This window comes from Acidovorax sp. SUPP2539 (genome assembly GCF_030158975.1).
Classification (GTDB): domain Bacteria; phylum Pseudomonadota; class Gammaproteobacteria; order Burkholderiales; family Burkholderiaceae_C; genus Paracidovorax.
On the sequence record NZ_BQXJ01000001.1, the window covers coordinates 509,882 to 529,734 of the forward strand.

The 19,853-nt window shown below is 69.6% G+C and carries 18 protein-coding genes and 1 pseudogene; 17 read left to right on the forward strand and 2 right to left on the reverse strand.

The window, feature by feature from the left end; all coding sequences use genetic code 11:
- The first annotated feature begins 55 nt into the window (after positions 1-55).
- From AVTE2539_RS02405 to nudB, 9 genes are all read left to right on the forward strand, one after another.
- Positions 56-622, forward strand: coding sequence for a hypothetical protein (locus AVTE2539_RS02405; RefSeq protein WP_284408229.1), 567 nt, complete (start codon positions 56-58; stop codon positions 620-622).
- Entirely contained in the window at positions 619-2,184 is a 1,566-nt protein-coding gene (gene ubiB / locus AVTE2539_RS02410; RefSeq protein WP_284393778.1) for a ubiquinone biosynthesis regulatory protein kinase UbiB, read from the forward strand. Before AVTE2539_RS02405 ends, ubiB begins: the two co-directional genes overlap by 4 nt.
- Positions 2,185-2,261: 77 nt before the next feature.
- On the forward strand, positions 2,262-3,713 hold the full coding sequence (locus AVTE2539_RS02415) for a high affinity choline transporter 1 (protein ID WP_284408230.1): 1,452 nt from the start codon (positions 2,262-2,264) through the stop codon (positions 3,711-3,713).
- A gap of 62 nt (positions 3,714-3,775) precedes the next feature.
- On the forward strand, positions 3,776-4,099 hold the full coding sequence (locus AVTE2539_RS02420; RefSeq protein ID WP_284408231.1) for an FmdB family zinc ribbon protein: 324 nt from the start codon (positions 3,776-3,778) through the stop codon (positions 4,097-4,099).
- 10 nt (positions 4,100-4,109) lie between these two features.
- Entirely contained in the window at positions 4,110-4,730 is a 621-nt protein-coding gene (locus AVTE2539_RS02425; protein WP_272565470.1) for a DUF502 domain-containing protein, read from the forward strand.
- A 77-nt stretch (positions 4,731-4,807) separates the two neighbouring features.
- Entirely contained in the window at positions 4,808-6,622 is a 1,815-nt protein-coding gene (gene aspS, locus AVTE2539_RS02430; protein ID WP_284405495.1) for an aspartate--tRNA ligase, read from the forward strand.
- Between the two features lie 104 nt (positions 6,623-6,726).
- Entirely contained in the window at positions 6,727-7,548 is an 822-nt protein-coding gene (locus AVTE2539_RS02435) for a CsgG/HfaB family protein (RefSeq protein WP_284405496.1), read from the forward strand.
- Between the two features lie 225 nt (positions 7,549-7,773).
- The gene (locus AVTE2539_RS02440) at positions 7,774-10,428 is read left to right on the forward strand and encodes a chemotaxis protein CheW (RefSeq protein WP_284408232.1); all 2,655 of its coding nucleotides are present in this window, start codon (positions 7,774-7,776) and stop codon (positions 10,426-10,428) included.
- Between the two features lie 5 nt (positions 10,429-10,433).
- A complete protein-coding gene (gene nudB / locus AVTE2539_RS02445) occupies positions 10,434-10,895 on the forward strand; it encodes a dihydroneopterin triphosphate diphosphatase (protein WP_284405498.1) in 462 nt (153 codons plus the stop codon).
- Positions 10,896-10,915: 20 nt separating this feature from the next.
- On the opposite strand, the gene AVTE2539_RS02450 is transcribed toward nudB, so the two are convergent.
- Complete coding sequence (locus AVTE2539_RS02450; protein ID WP_284405499.1) at positions 10,916-12,655, reverse strand: response regulator; 1,740 nt, start codon at positions 12,653-12,655, stop codon at positions 10,916-10,918.
- Between the two features lie 130 nt (positions 12,656-12,785).
- Between AVTE2539_RS02450 and AVTE2539_RS02455 the strand changes: the two genes are divergently transcribed.
- From AVTE2539_RS02455 to AVTE2539_RS02485, 7 genes are all read left to right on the forward strand, one after another.
- The gene (locus AVTE2539_RS02455; protein WP_284405500.1) at positions 12,786-13,526 is read left to right on the forward strand and encodes an endonuclease/exonuclease/phosphatase family protein; all 741 of its coding nucleotides are present in this window, start codon (positions 12,786-12,788) and stop codon (positions 13,524-13,526) included.
- A gap of 20 nt (positions 13,527-13,546) precedes the next feature.
- On the forward strand, positions 13,547-14,767 hold the full coding sequence (gene clsB, locus AVTE2539_RS02460) for a cardiolipin synthase ClsB (protein WP_284408233.1): 1,221 nt from the start codon (positions 13,547-13,549) through the stop codon (positions 14,765-14,767).
- A gap of 120 nt (positions 14,768-14,887) precedes the next feature.
- Positions 14,888-15,613: a GTP cyclohydrolase I gene (gene folE, locus AVTE2539_RS02465; RefSeq protein WP_272565459.1), complete on the forward strand. Its 726-nt coding sequence runs from the start codon at positions 14,888-14,890 to the stop codon at positions 15,611-15,613.
- 1 nt (position 15,614) lies between these two features.
- Positions 15,615-16,037: a BLUF domain-containing protein gene (locus tag AVTE2539_RS02470; RefSeq protein ID WP_284408234.1), complete on the forward strand. Its 423-nt coding sequence runs from the start codon at positions 15,615-15,617 to the stop codon at positions 16,035-16,037.
- Between the two features lie 100 nt (positions 16,038-16,137).
- Positions 16,138-17,019, forward strand: coding sequence for an EamA family transporter (locus AVTE2539_RS02475; protein ID WP_284405502.1), 882 nt, complete (start codon positions 16,138-16,140; stop codon positions 17,017-17,019).
- A 3-nt stretch (positions 17,020-17,022) separates the two neighbouring features.
- Complete coding sequence (locus AVTE2539_RS02480; RefSeq protein WP_284408235.1) at positions 17,023-17,883, forward strand: DUF429 domain-containing protein; 861 nt, start codon at positions 17,023-17,025, stop codon at positions 17,881-17,883.
- 82 nt (positions 17,884-17,965) lie between these two features.
- Positions 17,966-18,229: a hypothetical protein gene (locus tag AVTE2539_RS02485; protein WP_284408236.1), complete on the forward strand. Its 264-nt coding sequence runs from the start codon at positions 17,966-17,968 to the stop codon at positions 18,227-18,229.
- 40 nt (positions 18,230-18,269) lie between these two features.
- Here the strand turns inward: AVTE2539_RS02485 and AVTE2539_RS02490 are convergent, their stop codons facing one another.
- Entirely contained in the window at positions 18,270-18,668 is a 399-nt protein-coding gene (locus AVTE2539_RS02490; protein ID WP_284393805.1) for a 4-oxalocrotonate tautomerase, read from the reverse strand.
- A 110-nt stretch (positions 18,669-18,778) separates the two neighbouring features.
- Between AVTE2539_RS02490 and AVTE2539_RS02495 the strand changes: the two are divergent.
- Positions 18,779-19,678 (forward strand): annotated as a pseudogene (locus AVTE2539_RS02495) (LysR substrate-binding domain-containing protein).
- Positions 19,679-19,853 lie beyond the last annotated feature (175 nt).

Here is a 19,853-nt window from a genome sequence, read left to right on the forward strand (position 1 = left end):
GGCGCGGGGGTAAAGCCCTCGGTGCCGCGCCCAGTTCGGGGAATAATCGGGGACTATGGCAACACAGTCCCCTTTTTCATTCCTGGATGGGCTTTTCGAGCGCATCGCCGCAGGCCCGCAGCCACCGCAGTGGCTGGTGCACGAGGTGCAGCACCGCCTGGTGCTGTTCCTCAACCACGTGCTCATGCAGGAGCCCGAGGCCATGGACCGCCTCGTGCGCCAGAAGGGGCGCGTGGCGCGGGTGCAGTGGCGGGTCTATTCCATGGCCCTGCAGATCACCCCGGCCGGGCTGCTCGACCTGGCCCCCGAGGGCCAGGTGCCGGACCTGCGCCTGGAGGTGATCGAAACCTCCCCCCTGTCGCTGGCCCAGACCGCGCTGCGCGGTGACAAGCCCGGCATCCGCATCGAAGGCGACGTGCAGCTGGCCGCCGACATCAACTGGCTGGTGGACCACGTGCGCTGGGACGTCGAGGAAGACCTGGCCCGCGTGATCGGCGATGCGCCGGCCCATGCCATCGGCTCGGCGGCCCGCCGCGCCGCGCAGGCGCTGCGCCAGTTCGTCGGCGCACGCGGGGCATCCTCCGCCGGCGAGGCCGGCGGTACCGACCGATTCGCACCATGAGTCGTTTCTTTCGCGGCGTCACCATCGTCTGGGTGGTGCTGCGCTATGGGCTGGACGAGCTGGTCCTGACGAGCTTCCAGAAGCCCTGGCTGCGCCTGGTGGCGCGCATCGTGTCGATCGGCCGCAACCTGGACGCCCCGCGCGGACAGCGCCTGCGCGAGGCGCTGGAGCGGCTGGGCCCGATCTTCGTGAAGTTCGGCCAGGTGCTGTCCACCCGGCGCGACCTGATGCCGCCCGACATCGCCGACGAGCTGGCGCACCTGCAGGACCGTGTGCCGCCCTTCGATCCCGACGTGGCGGTGGCCACCATCGAGCGCGCCTTCCGCCGCCCGCTGGCCGAGGTGTTCGTGTCGTTCGACCGGGTGCCGATCGCCAGCGCGTCCATCGCCCAGGTGCACTTCGCGGTCGTGCGCGACCGCAAGGGCGTGGAGCGCGAAGTCGCCGTCAAGGTGCTGCGCCCGGGCATGCTGCCCGTGATCGAGAACGACCTGGGCCTGATGCGCCTGATGGCCGGGTGGGTGGAGAGCCTGTCGGCCGACGGCAAGCGGCTCAAGCCCCGCCAGGTGGTGGCCGAATTCGACAACTACCTGCACGACGAGCTGGACCTGGTGCGCGAGGCCGCCAATGCCGCGCAGCTGCGCCGCAACATGCAGGGGCTCGAACTGGTGCTGATCCCCGAGATCCTCTGGGACTTCTGCCATGCCGAGGTGCTGGTGATGGAGCGCATGAAGGGCGTGCCCATCAACCAGATCGAACGCCTTCGGGCCGCGGGGGTGGACATCCCCAAGCTGGCGCGCGACGGGGTCACGATCTTCTTCACCCAGGTGTTCCGCGACGGCTTCTTCCACGCCGACATGCACCCGGGCAACATCCAGGTGAGTCTGGAGCCGGAGACCTTCGGGCGCTACATCTCGCTGGACTTCGGCATCGTCGGCACGCTGACCGAGTTCGACAAGGAATACCTCGCGCAGAACTTCACGGCGTTCTTCCGCCGCGACTACAAGCGCGTGGCGGAGCTGCACATCGAAAGCGGCTGGGTGCCGGCCCACACGCGCGTGAACGAGCTGGAGGCGGCCATCCGCACCGTGTGCGAGCCGTACTTCGACCGCCCGCTCAAGGAGATCTCGCTCGGCATGGTGCTGATGCGGCTGTTCCAGACCTCGCGGCGCTTCCATGTGGAGATCCAGCCGCAGCTGGTGCTGCTGCAAAAGACGCTGCTCAACATCGAGGGCCTGGGACGCCAGCTCGACCCCGACCTGGACCTGTGGAGCACCGCCAAGCCGTTCCTCGAAAAGTGGATGCTCGACCAGATGGGGCCGCAGCGCCTGTGGCGCGAGCTGCGCGCCGAGGCGCCGCGCTTTGCCAAGATGCTGCCCGAGCTGCCGCGCCTGCTGCACGGCTACCTGCGCGAGCGGCCGCACGACCACCGGCGCGAGCTGCTGGAACTGCTGGCCGCGCAAAAGCGCACCAACCGCCTGCTGCAGAGCCTGATCTACGGTGGCATGGGATTTGTATTGGGGCTGCTGGCGATGCAGCTGCTGATCCGCGTGCGGCTCTTCTAGCCTTTTTCCGACCCCTCCCTTTCCCCTACCCCTCCCTTTCCCCTACCCCTCCCTACGCGACATACGAGGAGCATGCCGTGCTGTTGACCCTGGTCATTGTCTATCTGCTGATCACCATCGCCATCGGCCTGCTCGCGGCGCGGCGGGTGAAGAACTCGGCGGACTTCGCCATCGCCGGGCGGCACCTGCCGCTGTACATGATCGTGACGACCACGTTCGCCACGTGGTTCGGCTCCGAGACGGTGCTGGGCATTCCGGCCAAGTTCATCGAGGGCGGGCTGGGCAACGTGGTGGAAGACCCGTTCGGCGCGGGCTTCTGCCTGATCCTCGTGGGGCTGTTCTTCGCGGCGCGCCTGTACCGCATGACGCTGCTGACCATCAGCGACTACTACCGCGAGCGCTACGGCCGCGCGGTCGAGATCGTGTGCTCGCTCATCATCATGCTGAGCTACCTGGGCTGGGTGTCGGCGCAGGTGACGGCGCTGGGCCTGGTGTTCAACCTGCTGTCCGGCGGTGCCATCAGCATTCCGATGGGCATGACCATCGGGGTGATCTCCATCCTGGCCTACACGCTGTTCGGCGGCATGTGGTCGGTGGCGGTGACGGACTTCATCCAGATGATCATCCTGGTGGGCGGGCTCACGATCATCGCCGTCTTCGCCGGCAACATGGCCGGCGGGGCGGACAAGGTGATCGAGCTGGCCAGCAGCCGCGACCTGTTCCGCTTCCTGCCCGAGCCCAAGCTGCACGACATTCTGTTCTTCATCGCGGCGGGCATCACGATGATGTTCGGCTCCATTCCGCAGCAGGACGTGTTCCAGCGCGTCATGTCGGCCAACAACATCCGGGCGGCCACGCGCGGCCCGGTGATCGGCGGCATCTGCTACATCCTGTTCGCCTTCGTGCCCATGTTCCTGGTGGCCAGCGCGCTCATCATCATGCCGACCGAAACGGCCGAACTGCTCAAGGACGACCCGCAGAAGGTGCTCCCCACGCTGGTGCTGCAGAAGATGCCGTTCATCATGCAGGTGTTCTTCTTTGGTGCGCTGCTGTCCGCCCTCAAGTCCACGGCCTCGGCCACGCTGCTGGCGCCCAGCGTCACGTTCACCGAGAACATCTGGCGCCAGTTCCGTCCGAACGGCACCGACAGCGACCGCCTGCGCACCATGCGCATCAGCACGCTGGTGTTCAGCGCCCTGGTGCTGGCCTATTCGATCCACATGCAGGGCACGTCGATCTATGAACTGGTGTCGGGTGCCTACCAGGTGCCGCTGGTGGGCGCCTTCGTGCCGCTGGTCTTCGGCCTCTATTGGAAGCGCGCGACGACCCAGGGCGCCATCCTGGCCATCATCGCGGGCCTGTCGTCGTGGCTGCTGTTCCTGGCCACGCCGGCCGGCGCCGTGTTCCCGGCCCAGCTGGCGGGCGTGCTGGCCGCCACGGCGGGCATGCTGATCGGTTCGCTGGCGCCGCAGGGGCTGCGCAACGTGCATGCATCGCACCACCCGGTGGCAGGGGTGGAGCAGGCGTGAAGGGGGTTGGGATGCGGTGCCTATAATTGAAGGTTTTGCACTTTCCATCGCACACGCTCAAGATGCCTATCTATGCTTATAAATGCGGTTCCTGTGGCCACGCCAAGGATGTGCTGCAAAAAATCTCGGACGCCCCCCTCACGGTGTGTCCGGCCTGCGGGGCCGAGGCCTTCACCAAGCAGGTGACGGCGGCCGGCTTCCAGCTCAAGGGCTCGGGCTGGTACGTGACCGATTTCCGGGGCGGCAACAGCGGTGCGGGCGGCTCCAAGCCCGACGCCACGGCCCCCGCCGCCGCATCGCCTGCCAGCGACAGCGCCCCCAAGAAGGAATCCGCCAGCCCGGCGCCCGCGCCGGCCGCCAGCAGTTCCGACACCAAGAAGAACTGAACGGCCCCGGATGTCCGCTTTGCGCAAATGGCTGTTCACCGGCCTTCTGGTCATCGTTCCCGGCGTCATCACGGCCTGGGTGCTGAACTGGATCGTGAGCACGCTCGACCAGACCCTGCAGATCCTGCCCGGCTCCTGGCAGCCCGACAAGCTGCTGGGCTTTCACATTCCCGGCTTCGGGGTGCTGCTCACCCTGGGCATCCTGCTCGCGGTCGGCGCGCTCACCAGCAACTTCGCGGGGCGCAAGCTGGTGGAGTGGGGCGATGCCCTGGTGAGCCGCATCCCGGTGGTGCGCTCGATCTACTCCAGCGTCAAGCAGGTGTCGGACACGCTCTTTTCCGAGGGCGGCAACGCCTTTCGCACCGCCGTGCTGGTGCAGTGGCCGCGCGAGGGCGTGTGGACGGTGGCGTTCATCACCGGCACGCCGAGCGGTGAAGTGGCGGCCTACCTGCGCGATGAATACGTGAGCGTCTATGTTCCCACCACCCCCAACCCGACGGGCGGTTACTTCGTGATCCTGCGCAAGAGCGATTGCATCGAGCTCGAAATGAGCGTCGATGCGGCACTCAAGTACATCGTCTCCATGGGGGTGGTCGCACCCCCGGATCTCACGCCGCCCGATTCCCGATAACACCTCGTCGCATGCCCGCTTGCCGCGGGCGTGCGGAAACCTTGTCGCGCTCCACGAGGGCGCAGGAAGACTCTCCAATGGCCATGCGTTCCCACTACTGCGGTCTCGTCACCGAAGCCCTCCTGGGCCAAACCGTCACCCTCGCGGGCTGGGTGAACCGCCGCCGCGACCATGGCGGCGTGATCTTCATCGACCTGCGCGACCGCGAAGGCTACGTGCAGGTGGTGTGCGACCCCGACCGCGCCGAGATGTTCAAGACGGCCGAAGGCGTGCGCAACGAGTTCTGCGTGCAGGTCAAGGGCCTGGTGCGCGCGCGCCCCGAGGGCACGACCAACGACAGCCTCAAGAGCGGCAAGATCGAGGTGCTGTGCCATGAGCTGAACGTGCTCAACCCCTCGGTCACGCCCCCCTTCCAGATCGACGAGGAAAACCTGTCGGAAACCACGCGCCTCACGCACCGCGTGCTGGACCTGCGCCGCCCGTACATGCAGAACAACCTGATGCTGCGCTACCGCGTGTCGATGGAGGTGCGCAAGTTCCTCGACGCCAACGGCTTCGTGGACATCGAAACCCCCATGCTCACCAAGAGCACGCCCGAAGGCGCGCGCGATTACCTGGTGCCCAGCCGCGTGCACGACGGCCAGTTCTTCGCGCTGCCGCAGTCGCCCCAGCTGTTCAAGCAACTGCTGATGGTGGCCGGCTTCGACCGCTACTACCAGATCACCAAGTGCTTTCGCGACGAAGACCTGCGCGCCGACCGCCAGCCCGAATTCACCCAGATCGATATCGAAACGTCGTTCATGGAAGAGCAGGACATCCGCGACATGTTCCAGGGCATGATCAAGACGGTGTTCCAGAACACGCTGGGCGTGGACCTGGGCGAGTTCCCGGTCATGACGTACCAGGACGCGGCCTACCGTTACGGCTCCGACAAGCCCGACCTGCGCGTGAAGCTCGAATTCACCGAGCTGACCGAGGTGATGAAGGACGTGGATTTCAAGGTGTTCTCGGGCGCGGCCAACATGAAGGGCGGCCGCGTGGTGGCCCTGCGCGTGCCCGGCGGCGCGCGCGAGACCGGCGGCCTCTCGCGCGGCGAGATCGACGGCTACACCGAGTTCGTGAAGATCTACGGCGCCAAGGGCCTGGCCTACATCAAGGTCAACGAGCTGGCCAAGGGGCGCGACGGTCTGCAGTCGCCCATCGTCAAGAACATCCATGACGCGGCCATCGCCGAGATCCTCAAGCGCACCGGCGCACAGGACGGCGACCTGCTGTTCTTCGGCGCCGACAAGGAAAAGGTCGTCAACGACGCCATCGGCGCGCTGCGCATCAAGATCGGCCACAGCGAGTTCGGCAAGAAGAACGGCCTGTTCGAGGACCGCTGGGCGCCTCTGTGGGTGGTGGACTTCCCGATGTTCGAGTTCGACGAGGACTCCCAGCGCTACACCGCCGTGCACCATCCCTTCACCGCGCCCAAGGACGGTCACGAGGACTGGATGGTCACCGCACCCGAAAAGTGCATCTCCAAGGGCTACGACATGGTGCTCAATGGCTGGGAGATGGGCGGCGGCTCCGTCCGTATCCACCGCGCCGACGTGCAGCAGAAGGTGTTCGACGCCCTCAAGATCACGCCCGAGGAAGCGCAGCAGAAGTTCGGCTTCCTGCTGGACGCCCTGCAGTACGGCGCGCCACCGCACGGCGGCCTGGCCTTCGGCCTGGACCGCATCGTCACGCTGATGACGGGCGCCGAGTCGATCCGCGACGTGATCGCCTTCCCCAAGACGCAGCGTGCGCAGTGCCTGCTGACGCAGGCGCCGAGCCCGGTGGACGAAAAGCAGCTGCGCGAGCTGCACATCCGCCTGCGCAACCCCGACGCCGTCAAGGCGGCCTGATCCGTCCAGGCGCACGGCCGATCCCCCGGGACCGCTGAAGCGATGGACCCCCAAGCGGCAGGAGCGTCATGTTCCTGCCGCTTTTTTCATTGAAGGACGCGTTGATGCAAACCCGCAAAGTGACCCGGCTCTCCGTGACCCTGCTGGCCCTGGTGGCTGCGCTGGCCGGCTGTGGCGAGAAGAAGACCGAGCTGGGGCAGGGCGGCTCCGTCGTCACCGGCTCGGCCGGCCCGGAAGGGGCGCGCAACGCCGCGCGCGAACTGGTGCGCTGCGACGCGCCCGTGGCCACGCTGGCGCTGGCCGAGAACCCGAACGGCTACATCATGGGGTCGGGCTACCAGTTGCCGGCCTCGCCCGTGCCGCTGATCAAGCTGCTGGCGCAGCAAAGCGGCTGCTTTCGCGTGGTGGACCGTTCCGCCGGCCTGCGGGGCACGGTGCAGGAGCAGGACCTGAAGGACGCGGGCGTTCTGCGCAAGAACTCCACGGTGCAAAAGGGCCGGGGCTACGAGGCGCAGTACACGCTCACGCCCAGCCTCACGTTCAGCGAGCAGGACGCGGGCCGCGGGCTGTCCGGCGTCATCGCCATGATCCCGGTGCTGCGCGACATCGCGGGCCTGGCCGGCCTGGTGGAGCAGGTCAAGTTCAAGGAAGCGCAGACGGCCCTGCTGCTGTCCGACAACGAGACCACCGAGCAGGTGGCGGCCTCCACCGGTGCGGCGCGGTCCACCGACCTGGGCGTGGGCGGGCTGGTGTTCGGCAAGCTGGGCGGGGCGGCCGGCGCGGGCTGGAGCAATACCAACGAGGGCAAGGTGATCGCCGCGGCCTTCCTGGATGCGCACAACCAGCTCGTCACGCAGGTGCGCGCGCTGCAGGCCAAGGAAATGCCGCCGCCCGTGGCCACGGCACGCCAATCCTCGGGACGCTGACGCGCCGGGCGCAGCGACTCGGGGGGCACCGGGTCGCCCGAGTGGGTGATGGGGCAGGGAAGGCGGAACAGGGTGCGGGGGTGTGGCACGCATTGTGCTGCTGTCTTCGGCCCCGTCGTGCAGGCCCTGCCTGGATGGCAGAGGGCAAACCCCATGCCGATGGCATGCGGTTTGCGCCATGCATGCATCACAATCTGGGCCATCGCCCAGGCAAAAGGACTTCCTGTGTCTCACGCGTCTCCCTTTCTGGCCACCCCCGAGCAATGGTTACGGTACATGCCGGCGGCGCAGCACCAGCGACAGGAATTGAGACTGGTCGAGAACGCATGGGACCACCTGTCCTTGCTGTCATCCCTGTCGCTGCTGTCGTCCAAGGCCTCCTCCGGCCATGATCTGGCGCAGGCCCGCAGGGACTTCGCCGCGCTGTCGGCCGACCTGATGCGCGGTCTGGCCGGCGAGGCGCTCAAGAACCGGATCAGCGATCTCGCCTCGCGCGCCCAGGTCTGCATCGATGTGCTGGTGCGCAACCTCTTCGAGCGCACGGCCGACATCGGCTTTTTCGCCACCGACGTGGGCGTGGCCGAATTCCTGGGACATCCCGACCCCGGCACCCGCCCCGCCATCGCCGCCCGGTTGCGCGAGTACGCCGACAAGTACACGGTCTACGGCAACATCTTCCTGTTCGACACCGCTGGCCGGCCGTGCGCCCAGTTGCATGCGGTGGAGCCGATCGCCTCCGAGGCGCAGCGGCAGGCTGACCAGGCGTTTTTGCAGTCGGTGCTGCAAAGCCATGCGCCCTATGCCGAGCACTACGCGGTGCACGGTTTCAGCGGCGAGGCTTGCAAGACGCTCATGTACGCCCGGCGCGTGGATTTCGAGGGGCATGCGGCGGGTGTGCTGTGTCTGCAGTTCAAGCTGGCCGACGAAATGCCGGCCATCTTCGCCTCGGTGCAGGACGGCGGTCGCCCGCAGGGCCAGGGTTGCGACGCCGTGCTCGCGCTCACGGACGGCCAGGGCCGCGTGCTGGTGTCCAACGACCCGCTGCAGCTGCCGGCCGGCTGGCTGGTGCCGCAGGCCGCGGCCGCCGGTGTGCAACCGATCCACCATGCGAGCCGGCGCTACCTGATGGTCGTGCGCGACGCCGAGGGCTTCCAGGGCTATGCCGGGCCGGGCTGGCGCGGCGTGGCGCTGCTTCCCCTGGACGTGGCCTTCGACGAGGCGGCCCAGAGCGATGCCGGCGCTTTTCCCGTCGAACTGGCAGGCCACGCCGATGTGCTGTCGCAGGAACTGCGCGATATTCCGGCGCGCTCGGCCACCATCCAGTCGGCGCTGGAGCGCTCGGTGTGGAACGGCCTGCTGGACCTGCACCAGCTCGGTGGCGACGCGGCGGCGCCTCGCGAGCTGCAATTCGCCAAGACCTTGCTGTCCGAGATTGGCGCCACCGCCCGCAAGACGGCGCTGGCCTTCGCCAGTGCCCTGCAGGACCTGTACGGCGTGGTCATGCGTTCGCTGCTGAGCGATGCCCGGGGCCGCGCGTCGCTGGCGATGCAGATCCTGGACCGCAACCTGTATGAGCGGGCCAACGACTGCCGCTGGTGGGCGTTGACGCCGCAATTCGCCCGCACCCTGGAGGCCGGCACGCCGGGCTGCGAACAGGCCACCGCGGTGCTGCAGGGCATCAACCGGCTCTACACCGTGTACGCCTGCCTGGTGCTGTTCGACCGCGAGGGCCGCGTGGTGGCCGTCTCCCAGCCCGGCCAGGCGCGGCAGGTGGGCACGTCACTGGACGAGGAATGGGTCGGCCGCTGCCTGCGCCTGCAGGGCAGCCAGGGTTACGTGGTGAGCCGCTACGCGCCGAGCCGGTTCTACGGCCAGGGCCCGACCTTCGTCTATGCCGCAGCGGTGCGGGGCGAAGCACGCGGCGAGGGCAACGGCCGCGGCACCCCGGGACCGCTGCTGGGCGGCATTGCGATCGTCTGGGATGCGGCCGAGCAGCTGTCGTCCATCCTGGCCGACTGCGCGGTGGGTGCGGGCGGGCGCGACGTCCTCGCGTTCGTCGATGCGCAGGGCGCGGTGGTCTGCGCCACGGGCAGCGAGGTGCAGGCGGCGCTGCCCGCCTGGACGGCCGGCCGCACCGAGCCCCGCATGGCGGTCCTGGGCCGCCACCTGTACGCCACGGGGTTCGCGCGGGGCCAGGGCTACCGCGAGTTCCGCGCGCAGGACGGCTATGACCACGGCCTGGGCTGCGCGGTGCTGCGCCACGTGTGCGAGCACCAGGCCGCCGCGGCGCTGGCGCCCGCGCTGGCGACATTGCCCGGCGCGCGCACCGAGGCCGCGCAGGGTTTGCAACTGGCATCGTTTCGCATGGGCGCGCAGTGGTTCGGGCTGGAGGCCGCCTCGGTGGTGGAGGCCGCACCCGACGTGACCGTGCTGCACGCGGGTGGCCTGCGCGCGCCGTTCCTCGGCCTGGCGCAGATCGGCCACCGCGTGTGCCCGGTGGTGGACCTGCGCAGCGTGATCGCCGCGCCGGCAGGCCAGGCGCATGCGCCGGCCCCGCGCGAGGGCGACCCCAACCGCCAGATCGTGGTGGTGCGCGCGACCCTGGACGACGGGCGCCTGCAGGAGTTCGCGCTGCGGGTGGATGCGCTCGGCGCCATCCTCGAACTGGACCGCCGCACGCTGCAGCCGGTGGGCGTGGGAGCGGTCGCCGGAGCGGCGCCCTTGATCGATGCCGTGGTGCCGGTCGCCACTGCGGGCGAGCCGGCCGGCCGGGCCATGCTCTGCCGCATCTCGCCGCAGTGGCTGCAGCAGTGCGCGGCCGGTGCGCTGGCGGACGCGCCCCGGCAGGACCTGCAGTCCTTGCTCGCCGCGGCGGCCTGATCCCGTTGCCGGGCGCGTTCAAGATCCCCGAGTCGGTGCTGGTGGTGGTCCACACCCCGGCGCTGGATGTGTTGCTGATCCACCGGGCGGGCGGTGGCGACCACTGGCAGTCGGTCACCGGCAGCAAGGACTGGCCCGAGGAGCCCTTCGAGGATGCGGCGGTGCGCGAAGTGCGCGAGGAAACCGGCATCGATGCCCGCGCCCCCGGCTGCGTGCTGACCGACTGGGCGCTGGAAAACGTCTACGACATCTGGCCGCAGTGGCTGCATCGCTACGCGCCGGGCGTGGTGCGCAACCGCGAGCGGCTGTTCGGCCTGTGCGTGCCGCAGGGCATGCCGGTGGTGCTGAGCCCGCGCGAGCATGTGGCGTGGCGCTGGCTGCCTTGGCGCGATGCGGCGCTGGCCTGCTTTTCGCCCTCCAATGCCGAGGCGTGCCTGATGCTGCCCCGGTTCACGCCGCCCGCCTGACCGCGGCCTCCCGGCCAGCGCTACATCGGCCGCAGGCGCAGCACCGCCGCGAGATCGGCCGGTTCGGGCAGTGGCGAGGCGGGTGACGAAGGCGAGGCGGGCGTGGCGGCGGGCGTGCTGGCGGCGCTGGACGTGCGCAGCACCAGCTCGCCCGGCTTTCTTTCGGTGGCCTGGCCCAGCACGGCGCGCGGCGTGGTCGGGCCGCAGCGCGAGCGCAGGGCGTCGATGGCCGCTTGCCGCGCTGCAGCGTCGTCGATGCGGGCGGCGTGCCGGGTCAGCATCTGCTGCGCCAGGTCCAGCAGCTTGGTGTTGAGCGTGGTGCCTGCCGCTTCGAGCAACTGCGCCACCGCGCCGCCGGGATCGCCCGACAGGCTGAGCGCCACCGCGTTCTCGGCGGCCTTGTTGATCTGGGGCAGGCAGCCGCGCACGATGTCCGAGTAGTCGGGGTGGACCAGGCAGGCATTGGCCATCAGCTCGCACAGGCCGCGCGTGTTGGCGTAGCGCATGCCGATGGCGGTGACCCACGCCGGTCCCTCCTGCAGGTCGATCGAGGTGGCCGCCAGCACGGCCAGCAGGCTGCTCAGGTTGCAGGCGGCTTCGTAGTCGAAATCGCCGATGCCGATCTCGCGCGCCATGGAGCGCACCCCCGCCACGGCCTGGGCGAACTGGCGCTGCTGGATCTGCTGCAGCGCCGCCACGATTTCGCTGAAGCGCTGCACGCGGCGGCTGTCGCCATGGCGCTCCAGGATGCGCACGAAGTCGGCCATGCAGCGCTCCAGGCCCTTGCGGTCGTTGCCCGCGAAGTGCGCGAAGGCCAGCAGCACCAGCGACTGGTAGTCGAACAGCTTGGAGTCGATGCCCAGCACCGCGGCGCGCGACAGGGCCTTGGCCGCCGTCTCGCGGTCGCCCATGTAGTGGGCCATCATGCCGAGCTTTTGCAGCCGCACCACCGAGTCCGGCGTGAGGCCGCTGGCCGTGCGGTAGGTGGCCATGGCGTCCTCGAAATGGCCCATCTCGACTTGCGCGCGCCCCAGCACGTCATACGCGTCGGCGAACGAGGCGTCCTCCCCGATCAGGCCCTGCAAGGTGGTGATGGCCCGCGGCGCCTGGCCGGACTCGATCTGCGCCCGCGCCACCCCCAGTTTGGCCCAGGGCAGGGCGCGCGCCTCGATCACCGCCTCGAACAGGGTGCGGGCCTCGTCGTGCCGCGCCAAGCGCAGCAGCAGTTCGGTGCCGATGCGCGCGGCATACAGCCAGTAGGGCTTGCGCGCCTCGAAGCGCTCCACGCACAGCTGCGCGGCGGCCTCGAAGTCTTCCCGCCCGATGGCATCGAAGATCGGGCGCAGGTGCGTCTTGCGCAGGCGCGCCAGGCCCAGCCGCTCGAACAGCGCGCTGGGCGTGAAGGGCTTGAGCAGGTAGCCGTCCAGCGCGGATTCCGCCGCCTCGGCCACGGCGGCGTAGGAGGCCTCGGCGGTGACCATGAAGAACACGGTGGAAAACGGCAGCATCTGGGCGCGCCGCAGGTCGTCCAGCAGCGTCTGGCCGGACTGCCCGGATTCGGCGAAATACTGCTCGCACAGCACGTAGTCGAACACGGTGTGCTCCAGCCGGCTGCGCGCGTCCTGCACCCTGCTGCACTGCACCACGCGGTGGATGCCGTACTCGCGCAGCTGCGCCACCAGGATGCTGCGCGAGGTCGCGTTGCTGTCGATCACCAGCGCCTGGGATTCCGTGGAGTCTGGTTCTTTGGCGGTGGCCATGGCGGTGCGGCGCGCGTCCCGTTGAGCAAAGAGCACAGTGTAGGCCGGGCGGCGCGGGCCCGAGGGTGGAAAAAAGCCCCTTCCCGCAGGCTGACACCGGAACGACGCGCGCCTGCGACACAATCGCGCCATGGACCCCTCCGACATCCTGCGCGTTGCCACCTACAACATCCACAAGGGAGTACAGGGCCTGGGCCCAGCCCGCCGCCTGGAGATCCACAACCTGGGCCATGCCGTCGAGCAGCTCGACGCCGACATCGTCTGCCTGCAGGAGGTGCGCAAGATGCACCGCCGCGAGCAGCAGTACTTCCAGCGCTGGCCCGACATGCCCCAGGCCGAGTTCCTGGCGCCCGAGGGCTACGAGGCGGTGTACCGCACCAACGCCGTCACCCGCCATGGCGAGCACGGCAATGCGCTGCTGTCGCGTTGGCCGGTGATCGGGCACCGGCACGAGGACATCTCCGACCACCGCTTCGAGCAGCGCGGCCTGCTGCATGTCGAGGTCGAGATCCACGGCCGCCGCGTGCATGCCATCGTGGTGCACCTGGGCCTGATCCCCGGCAGCCGCGTGCGCCAGGTGGCGCAGTTGCAGCGTTTCATCGCCCGCGAGGTGCCGCCGGACGAGCCGCTGGTGGTGGCCGGCGATTTCAACGACTGGGGCCTGCAGGTCAAGCGCGCGCTGGCGGCCTGCGGGCTGTACGAGTACGAGGAGGCGCCCCGCACCTTCACCTACCCGGCGCGCCTGCCCATGGTGCAGCTCGACCACGTGTACGTGCGCGGGCTCACGCCGCTCGGCCTGCACGTGCCGCGCGGGCGCATCTGGTGGCGCATGTCGGACCACCTGCCGCTCATCGCCGAGTTCCGCCTGTGAGCCGCGGGGGGCTTTGAGCCATGTCGCATGCCGCCGTGCTCGGCGCGGACCACCGCGTCCGCTTGCTGCAGGGGTCCGAGGAGCTGTTCGCGGCCCTCGTGGCCGACATGGACACCGCCACGTCCGACATCCAGTTCGAGACCTACATCTTTGACTGCACCGGCACCGGCGCCGCCATTGCCGAGGCGCTGGTGCGCGCGGCCGAACGCGGCGTGCGCGTGCACCTGGTGGTGGACGGCGTGGGCACCGGCTCGCTGCCCGGCCCGTGGCCCGAGCGCTTCCAGGCCGCGGGCGTGCAGATGCAGGTGTATTCGCCGGTCGGCACGCTGGGCCTGCTGCTGCCGCACCGCTGGCGCCGGCTGCACCGCAAGCTGTGCGTGGTGGACGGCTGCGTGCTGTTTTGCGGCGGCATCAACGTGCTGGACGACCTGCACGACCCCAACCACGGCGTGCTGGAAGCCCCGCGCTTTGATTTCGCGGTGCGTGCCGAGGGCCGGCTGGTGGAGCAGGCCGACGAGGCCATGCAGCACGTGTGGTGGCGGCTCAAGGCGGTGCGCGACGCGCGCCGCCACCGCCTGGCCGATGCGCTGCGCGACCTGCGCGCGGCCGCCCGGGCCCGGCGCGCGCAGCAGGACGCGGACGACGCGGGGCCCCGTATGCGGGCCGCGCTGGTGCTGCGCGACAACCTGCGCAATCGCAGCCGCATCGAACGCGCCTACCGCCGCGCCATCGCCAACGCGCGGCACGAGATCATCATCGCCAACGCCTACTTCGTGCCCGGCGGCAAGCTGCGCCGCGCGCTGGTGCTGGCCGCGCGCCGCGGCGTGCGCGTGCGCCTGCTGCTGCAGGGGCGCTACGAATACTTCATGCAGTACCACGCGGCCCGGCCCGTGTACGGCGCGCTGCTCAAGGCCGGCGTGGAGATCCACGAGTATTCGCCCAGCTTTCTGCACGCCAAGGTGGCGGTGGTCGATGCGCTGGGCGAACACCCCTGGGCCACCGTGGGCTCGTCCAACCTGGACCCGCTGTCGCTGCTGCTGGCGCGCGAGGCCAACGTGGTGATCGAGGACGCGGGCTTCGCCGCCGACCTGCGCGAACGCCTGGTGCACGCCATGGAGCATGCCGGCCAGCGCATGGACCCGCGCGCCTACGCCGAGCGCCCCTGGCGCCAGCGCGCGCTGGACCGCATCGCCTTCGCCATCATGCGCGCCGCGCTCTGGGTGACCGGCAACCGCTACTGAGCCGGTGCGGCTTGGGTTTGGTGCTATTATTTTTATAGCTATACGCCCTAGAAAAATATGCGCTGGGGGCCAAAAACACTCAGCAAGCCGGGGCGGGCATTCGCTGGTACGATGCCGCCCATGTTCAGACAACTCGCCGCCGAATCGAACGACGCGCCGCCCGAAGAGGGCACGCCCGTTTCCGTCAAAATCCGCGAACGGCTGGCCGCGGCACGCAAGCGCTTCAATGCGAACGACAACATTGCCGAGTTCATCGAGCCCGGCGAGCTGGAACTGCTGCTCGACGAGGTCGAGGCCAAGATGCAGGGCGTGCTCGACAGCCTGGTCATCGACACGGCGACCGACCACAACACCCAGAACACCGCGCGGCGCGTGGCCAAGATGTACCTCAACGAGGTCTTCAAGGGCCGCTACGCGCAGCAGCCGGCCATCACCGAGTTCCCCAACGCCGAGCACCTGAACGAGTTGATGATCGTCGGCCCGATCACCGTGCGCAGCGCCTGCAGCCACCACTTCTGCCCCGTGATGGGCAAGATCTGGATCGGCGTGCTGCCCAACGAGCACACCAACGTCATCGGCCTGTCCAAATACGCGCGGCTGGTGGACTGGGTCATGGGCCGCCCCCAAATCCAGGAAGAGGCCGTGGTGCAGCTGGCCGACCTCATCATGGAAAAGACCCAGCCCGACGGCCTGGCCATCGTGATGGAGGCCAGCCACTTCTGCATGTCCTGGCGCGGCGTGCGCGAGATGGACAGCAAGATGCTCAACTCCGTCATGCGCGGCGTGTTCCTCAAGGACCCGGCCCTGCGCCGCGAATTCCTCTCGCTCATTCCCGGAAGGAACTGACATGCTCGTCCGACTGCTTTACGCCAGCCGCGCCGTGGACACCTCGCCCGACGCCATCGAAGCCATCCTCAGCCAGTCGCGCCAGCACAACCCCACCTGCGGCATCACCGGCGTGCTCTGCTACGGCGGGGGCGTGTTCCTGCAGGCGATCGAGGGCGGCCGCGCCGCGGTGAGCGCCCTGTACGGCCACATCCAGAAGGACCCGCGGCACAAGGACGTGGAGCTGCTGCACTTCGAGGAGATCCACGAGCGCCGCTTCGGCGGCTGGACCATGGGCCAGGTCAACCTGACCCGGATCAACCATTCCATCTTGCTCAAATACTCCGAAAAGCCCGAGCTGGACCCGTACTCGGTGTCGGGCCGCGTGTCATTCGCGCTGCTGGAAGAACTGATGGCCACGGCGTCCATCATCGGCCGCGCCTAGGCGGGCCTGCCTCCCCCGTCCCCCACCCGTCTTCCGAGGCCGCAGGCGCCATGCGCTGCGGCCTTCTGCATTCAGGCTTCCTCTCCCCCGTTTCACCACCGTGACCTTCAACGCCTTCGCCCTCATCCTGCTGGCCGGGCTCATCCACGCATGCTGGAACATCGCGGCCAAGAAAGCGGGCGGCGATTCGCGCTTTGCCTTCTTCACCTCGGTGCTGATGATGCTGGGCTGGGCGCCGCTGGGCTGGTGGCTCGGGCGCGATGCCGTGCCCGAATGGGGCGCCAGGGAATGGGGCTTCGTCGTGGCCAGCGGGCTGCTGCACGTGGCGTACTACGTCATCTTGCTGCGCGGCTACCGCCAGGCCGACCTGACCGTGGTGTACCCGCTCGCGCGCGGCTCGGGGCCGCTGATGTCGTCGCTCGTCGCCATCACGTTCCTGGGCGAGCAGATCTCGCTGCTCGGGGGCCTGGGCATCGCGGGCGTGGTGGGCGGGGTGTTCCTCATCGCCGGCGGCCCCGCGCTGCTGCGCGCCGCGCACGACCCGGCCGCGCGGCAGCGGGTGCATGCGGGCATCCGCTACGGCGTGCTCACCGGCGCGTTCATCGCCAGCTACACGGTGGTGGACGGCTACGCGGTGAAGGTGCTGCGCATGTCGCCCATCCTCGTGGACTACATGGGCAACTTCGTGCGGGTGGCGGTGCTCGCGCCCGTGGTGCTGCGCGACCTGCCGGCCGCGCGCGTGCTCTGGCGGGTGCAGTGGCGCTTCGCCCTGCTGGTGGCGGCGGTGAGCCCGGTGGCCTACGTGCTGGTGCTGTACGCCATGCAGGAGGCGCCGCTGTCGCACGTGGCGCCGGCGCGCGAGGTGTCGATGCTGTTCGCCGCTCTCATCGGCGGCCACCTGCTGGGTGAGGGCGACCGGGCCGCGCGCATCGCGGGCGCGGTGCTGATCGCGGCGGGCGTCACCGCCCTGGCGCTGGGGTAGGGCATGGATGCGGGTGCCAGCGCCGAGCCGCCACTGCCGATGCTGATCGGCTGCGATTTCTCCAGCAGCCCCAGCCGGCGCAAACCCATCGTGGTCGCCAGCGGGCAACTGGCCGGGACGCGCGTGGTGCTTTCGGGGCTGGAGACCTTCGACACGCTGGCGGGCTTCGGACGCTGGCTGGCCGAGCCGCGCACCTGGGTGGGCGGGTTCGACCTGCCGTTCGGCCTGCCGCGCGAGCTGCTGGCGCACCTGGGCTGGCCGCTCACCTGGCATGCCAGCATGCAGCACTACCGGAGCCTGAGCCGAGCGCAGATCCGCGACACCTTCGCGGCATTCTGCGATGCGCGCCCGGCGGGCGCCAAGTTCGCCCACCGGGCCGCTGACGGGCCGGCGGGCTCCAGCCCGTCGATGAAGTGGGTCAACCCGCCCGTCGCCTACATGCTGCACGCGGGCGTGCCGTTGCTGCTGGATGCCGGCGTGCACCTGCCCGGCCTGCATGCGGGCGATCCGGCCCGCGTGGCGCTGGAGGCCTACCCCGGCCTGCTGGCGCGCGAGATCCTGGCCCGGCGCAGCTACAAGAGCGACGACCGCGCCAAGCAGACGCCCGACCGCCTCATCGCCCGCAAGGACCTGGTCACGGCGCTGGAGAACGGCGCCACCCGGCTGGGGCTGCGGCTCAAGCTCACGCACGCGCAGCGCGATGCGCTGGTGGACGACGCCAGCGGCGACCGCCTGGACGCCGTGCTGTGCCTGGTGCAGGCCGCCTGGGCGGAGCAGCGCCACCGGCAGGGCGATGCGCTGTACGGCCTGCCGCCGGGGCTGGACCCGCTGGAGGGCTGGATCGTCTCGGCGCCCGTGGATTGAGGCACGGGCCCTCAGAATGGCAACGGGGCGGCGCCGCAGGCTGCGCCCCGTCCATGCTCAACAGCCATGTCAAAGACACGCCATGACTTCGTCGCTTCCCGATTTCCGCACCCGCCCGGCCGGCGCCTTCGTCCTGCGTTGCGGCGCCGCGCTGCTGGCAGCCGCATGCCTGGCCGGCACTGCGGGGGCCGCGCCCGCGCCGTGGTACTTCTGGCGCAGCAAGGTCGATGGCAAGCGCGTCTGCGCCCAGGTGTCGCCAGGGCCGGGCTGGGAGCGCGACAGCACACCTTACGACGGCCCGGGCTGCGAGGCGCGCCGCCGGGTGTTCGTCATCCCGATGCGCTGACGCTGCCGCCGCAGGGCGTGGCAGCACCTGCACCGCGCCGCTATACGCCGGCCTGCTGGTGCCGCCATTCCTGGCTGCGTCCGCCGTAGCCGTAAGCGGCCGCGCGGGCATCGATCAGGTGGATGTAGCTCACCTCGTGCAGGCGGGGCAGCAGGCCGGCGAACGCGGCATGGATCTCGCGCAGGTAGCGCGCCTTCTCCGCCTTGGTGTTGGTCTCGTCGGTGATGCTGATGTCCAGGTGGAAGGCGGTCTGGCCCAGCTCGGCCAGCGAGACGCCCCCGATGAACCATTGGTCGGCCGCGATGAACTGCACCGTGGTGGCGATCACGGGCAGAGCCTTGCCCAGTACGTTCTGGGTGATGTCGGCGACGGCCGCGGTCGCGCGGCGGGCCAGGGCGGCATCGGCGGGGCCGGACAGGTGGATGGCGATGTGGGGCATGGTGCGGGTGCTCGTTGAAGGGATGCCGTGATTTTTCGCCGCATCCACCGTCCTGAAAAGCGGGATTCATGGATACCATCCATCGGTTATTCCGTTGGATGCACTGCGCCATGCACGCCTTTCCCCTCGACCAGCTTCGCACCTTCGCCGCCGTGATCGACGCGGGCAGCCTCACGGCTGGCGCGCCGCGGGTGTTTTTGTCGCAGTCGGCCGTCAGCGAGCAGTTGCGCAAGCTCGAAGAGCAGGCCGGCCAGTCGCTGCTGCTGCGCTCCAAGGCCGGCGTGGCGCCCACGGCGGCGGGCGAGCGGCTGCTGGGCCATGCGCGCCAGCTGCTCGCGCTGAGCGAAGCGGCCTGGCGCGATCTGCACGGCGTGGCGCTGTAGGGCACGCTGCGGCTCGGGGTCACCGATTACTTCCGCCCGGCCGATCTGGCGGGCCTGCTGGCGCGGGTGGAGGCGCAGTACCCGCAGGTGCGGCTGCAGGTCACGGTGCAGAAAAGCGGGTTGGTCGAAGCGGGCTATGCCAGCGGCGAGTTCGACGTGGGGCTGACCATGGCCTTGCCCGCCGCGCGCACGGCGGCCGGCGCGGCCCGCGCACGGCCTGCCGCCAATGCCGCCGCGGCCAAGGCGTCGCTGCTGCGCCAGGAGGCCCTGCACTGGATGGCCGCCCCCGGCGTCACGCGCGTGCGGGGCGAGCCGCTGCGCCTGCTCGCGCTGCCCGACAGCTGTTCGCTGCACCAGTTCACCGTGGCGCTGCTGGAACGCCGCCGGGTGCCTTATCGCATCGCGCTGCTCGCCTCGGGCGTGGCGGGGCTCCAGTCGGCGCTGGCGGCGGGCCTGGGCGTGGCCTGCCTCAATGCCTCGGCGCTGTGCCCCGGCGTGCGGGTGCTGCCGGCGCCGCACGGCCTGCCGGCCTTGCCGCAGGCGGGCTTTTATCTGCTGCCGCCCCGGGCCGGGGAGTCGGACTTCGTGCGCGAGGCGCGCGGGGTGCTGGCTGCAGGCTTTGGCTGATCCCCGCACGTCCGTGCGGATTGCTATTGAAAATATAGCGTTATGCCCTAGTTCCAATTGCGCTGGAGGCACTTTTCACCCCCATCGGTGAAGGGCGGCCCGCACAACCCTCGGGCCCCGGCCGCCCTTTGCGTTTCAATGGCTCTTGGGCCGCAGTGGCCCGAAACGCAGTGGC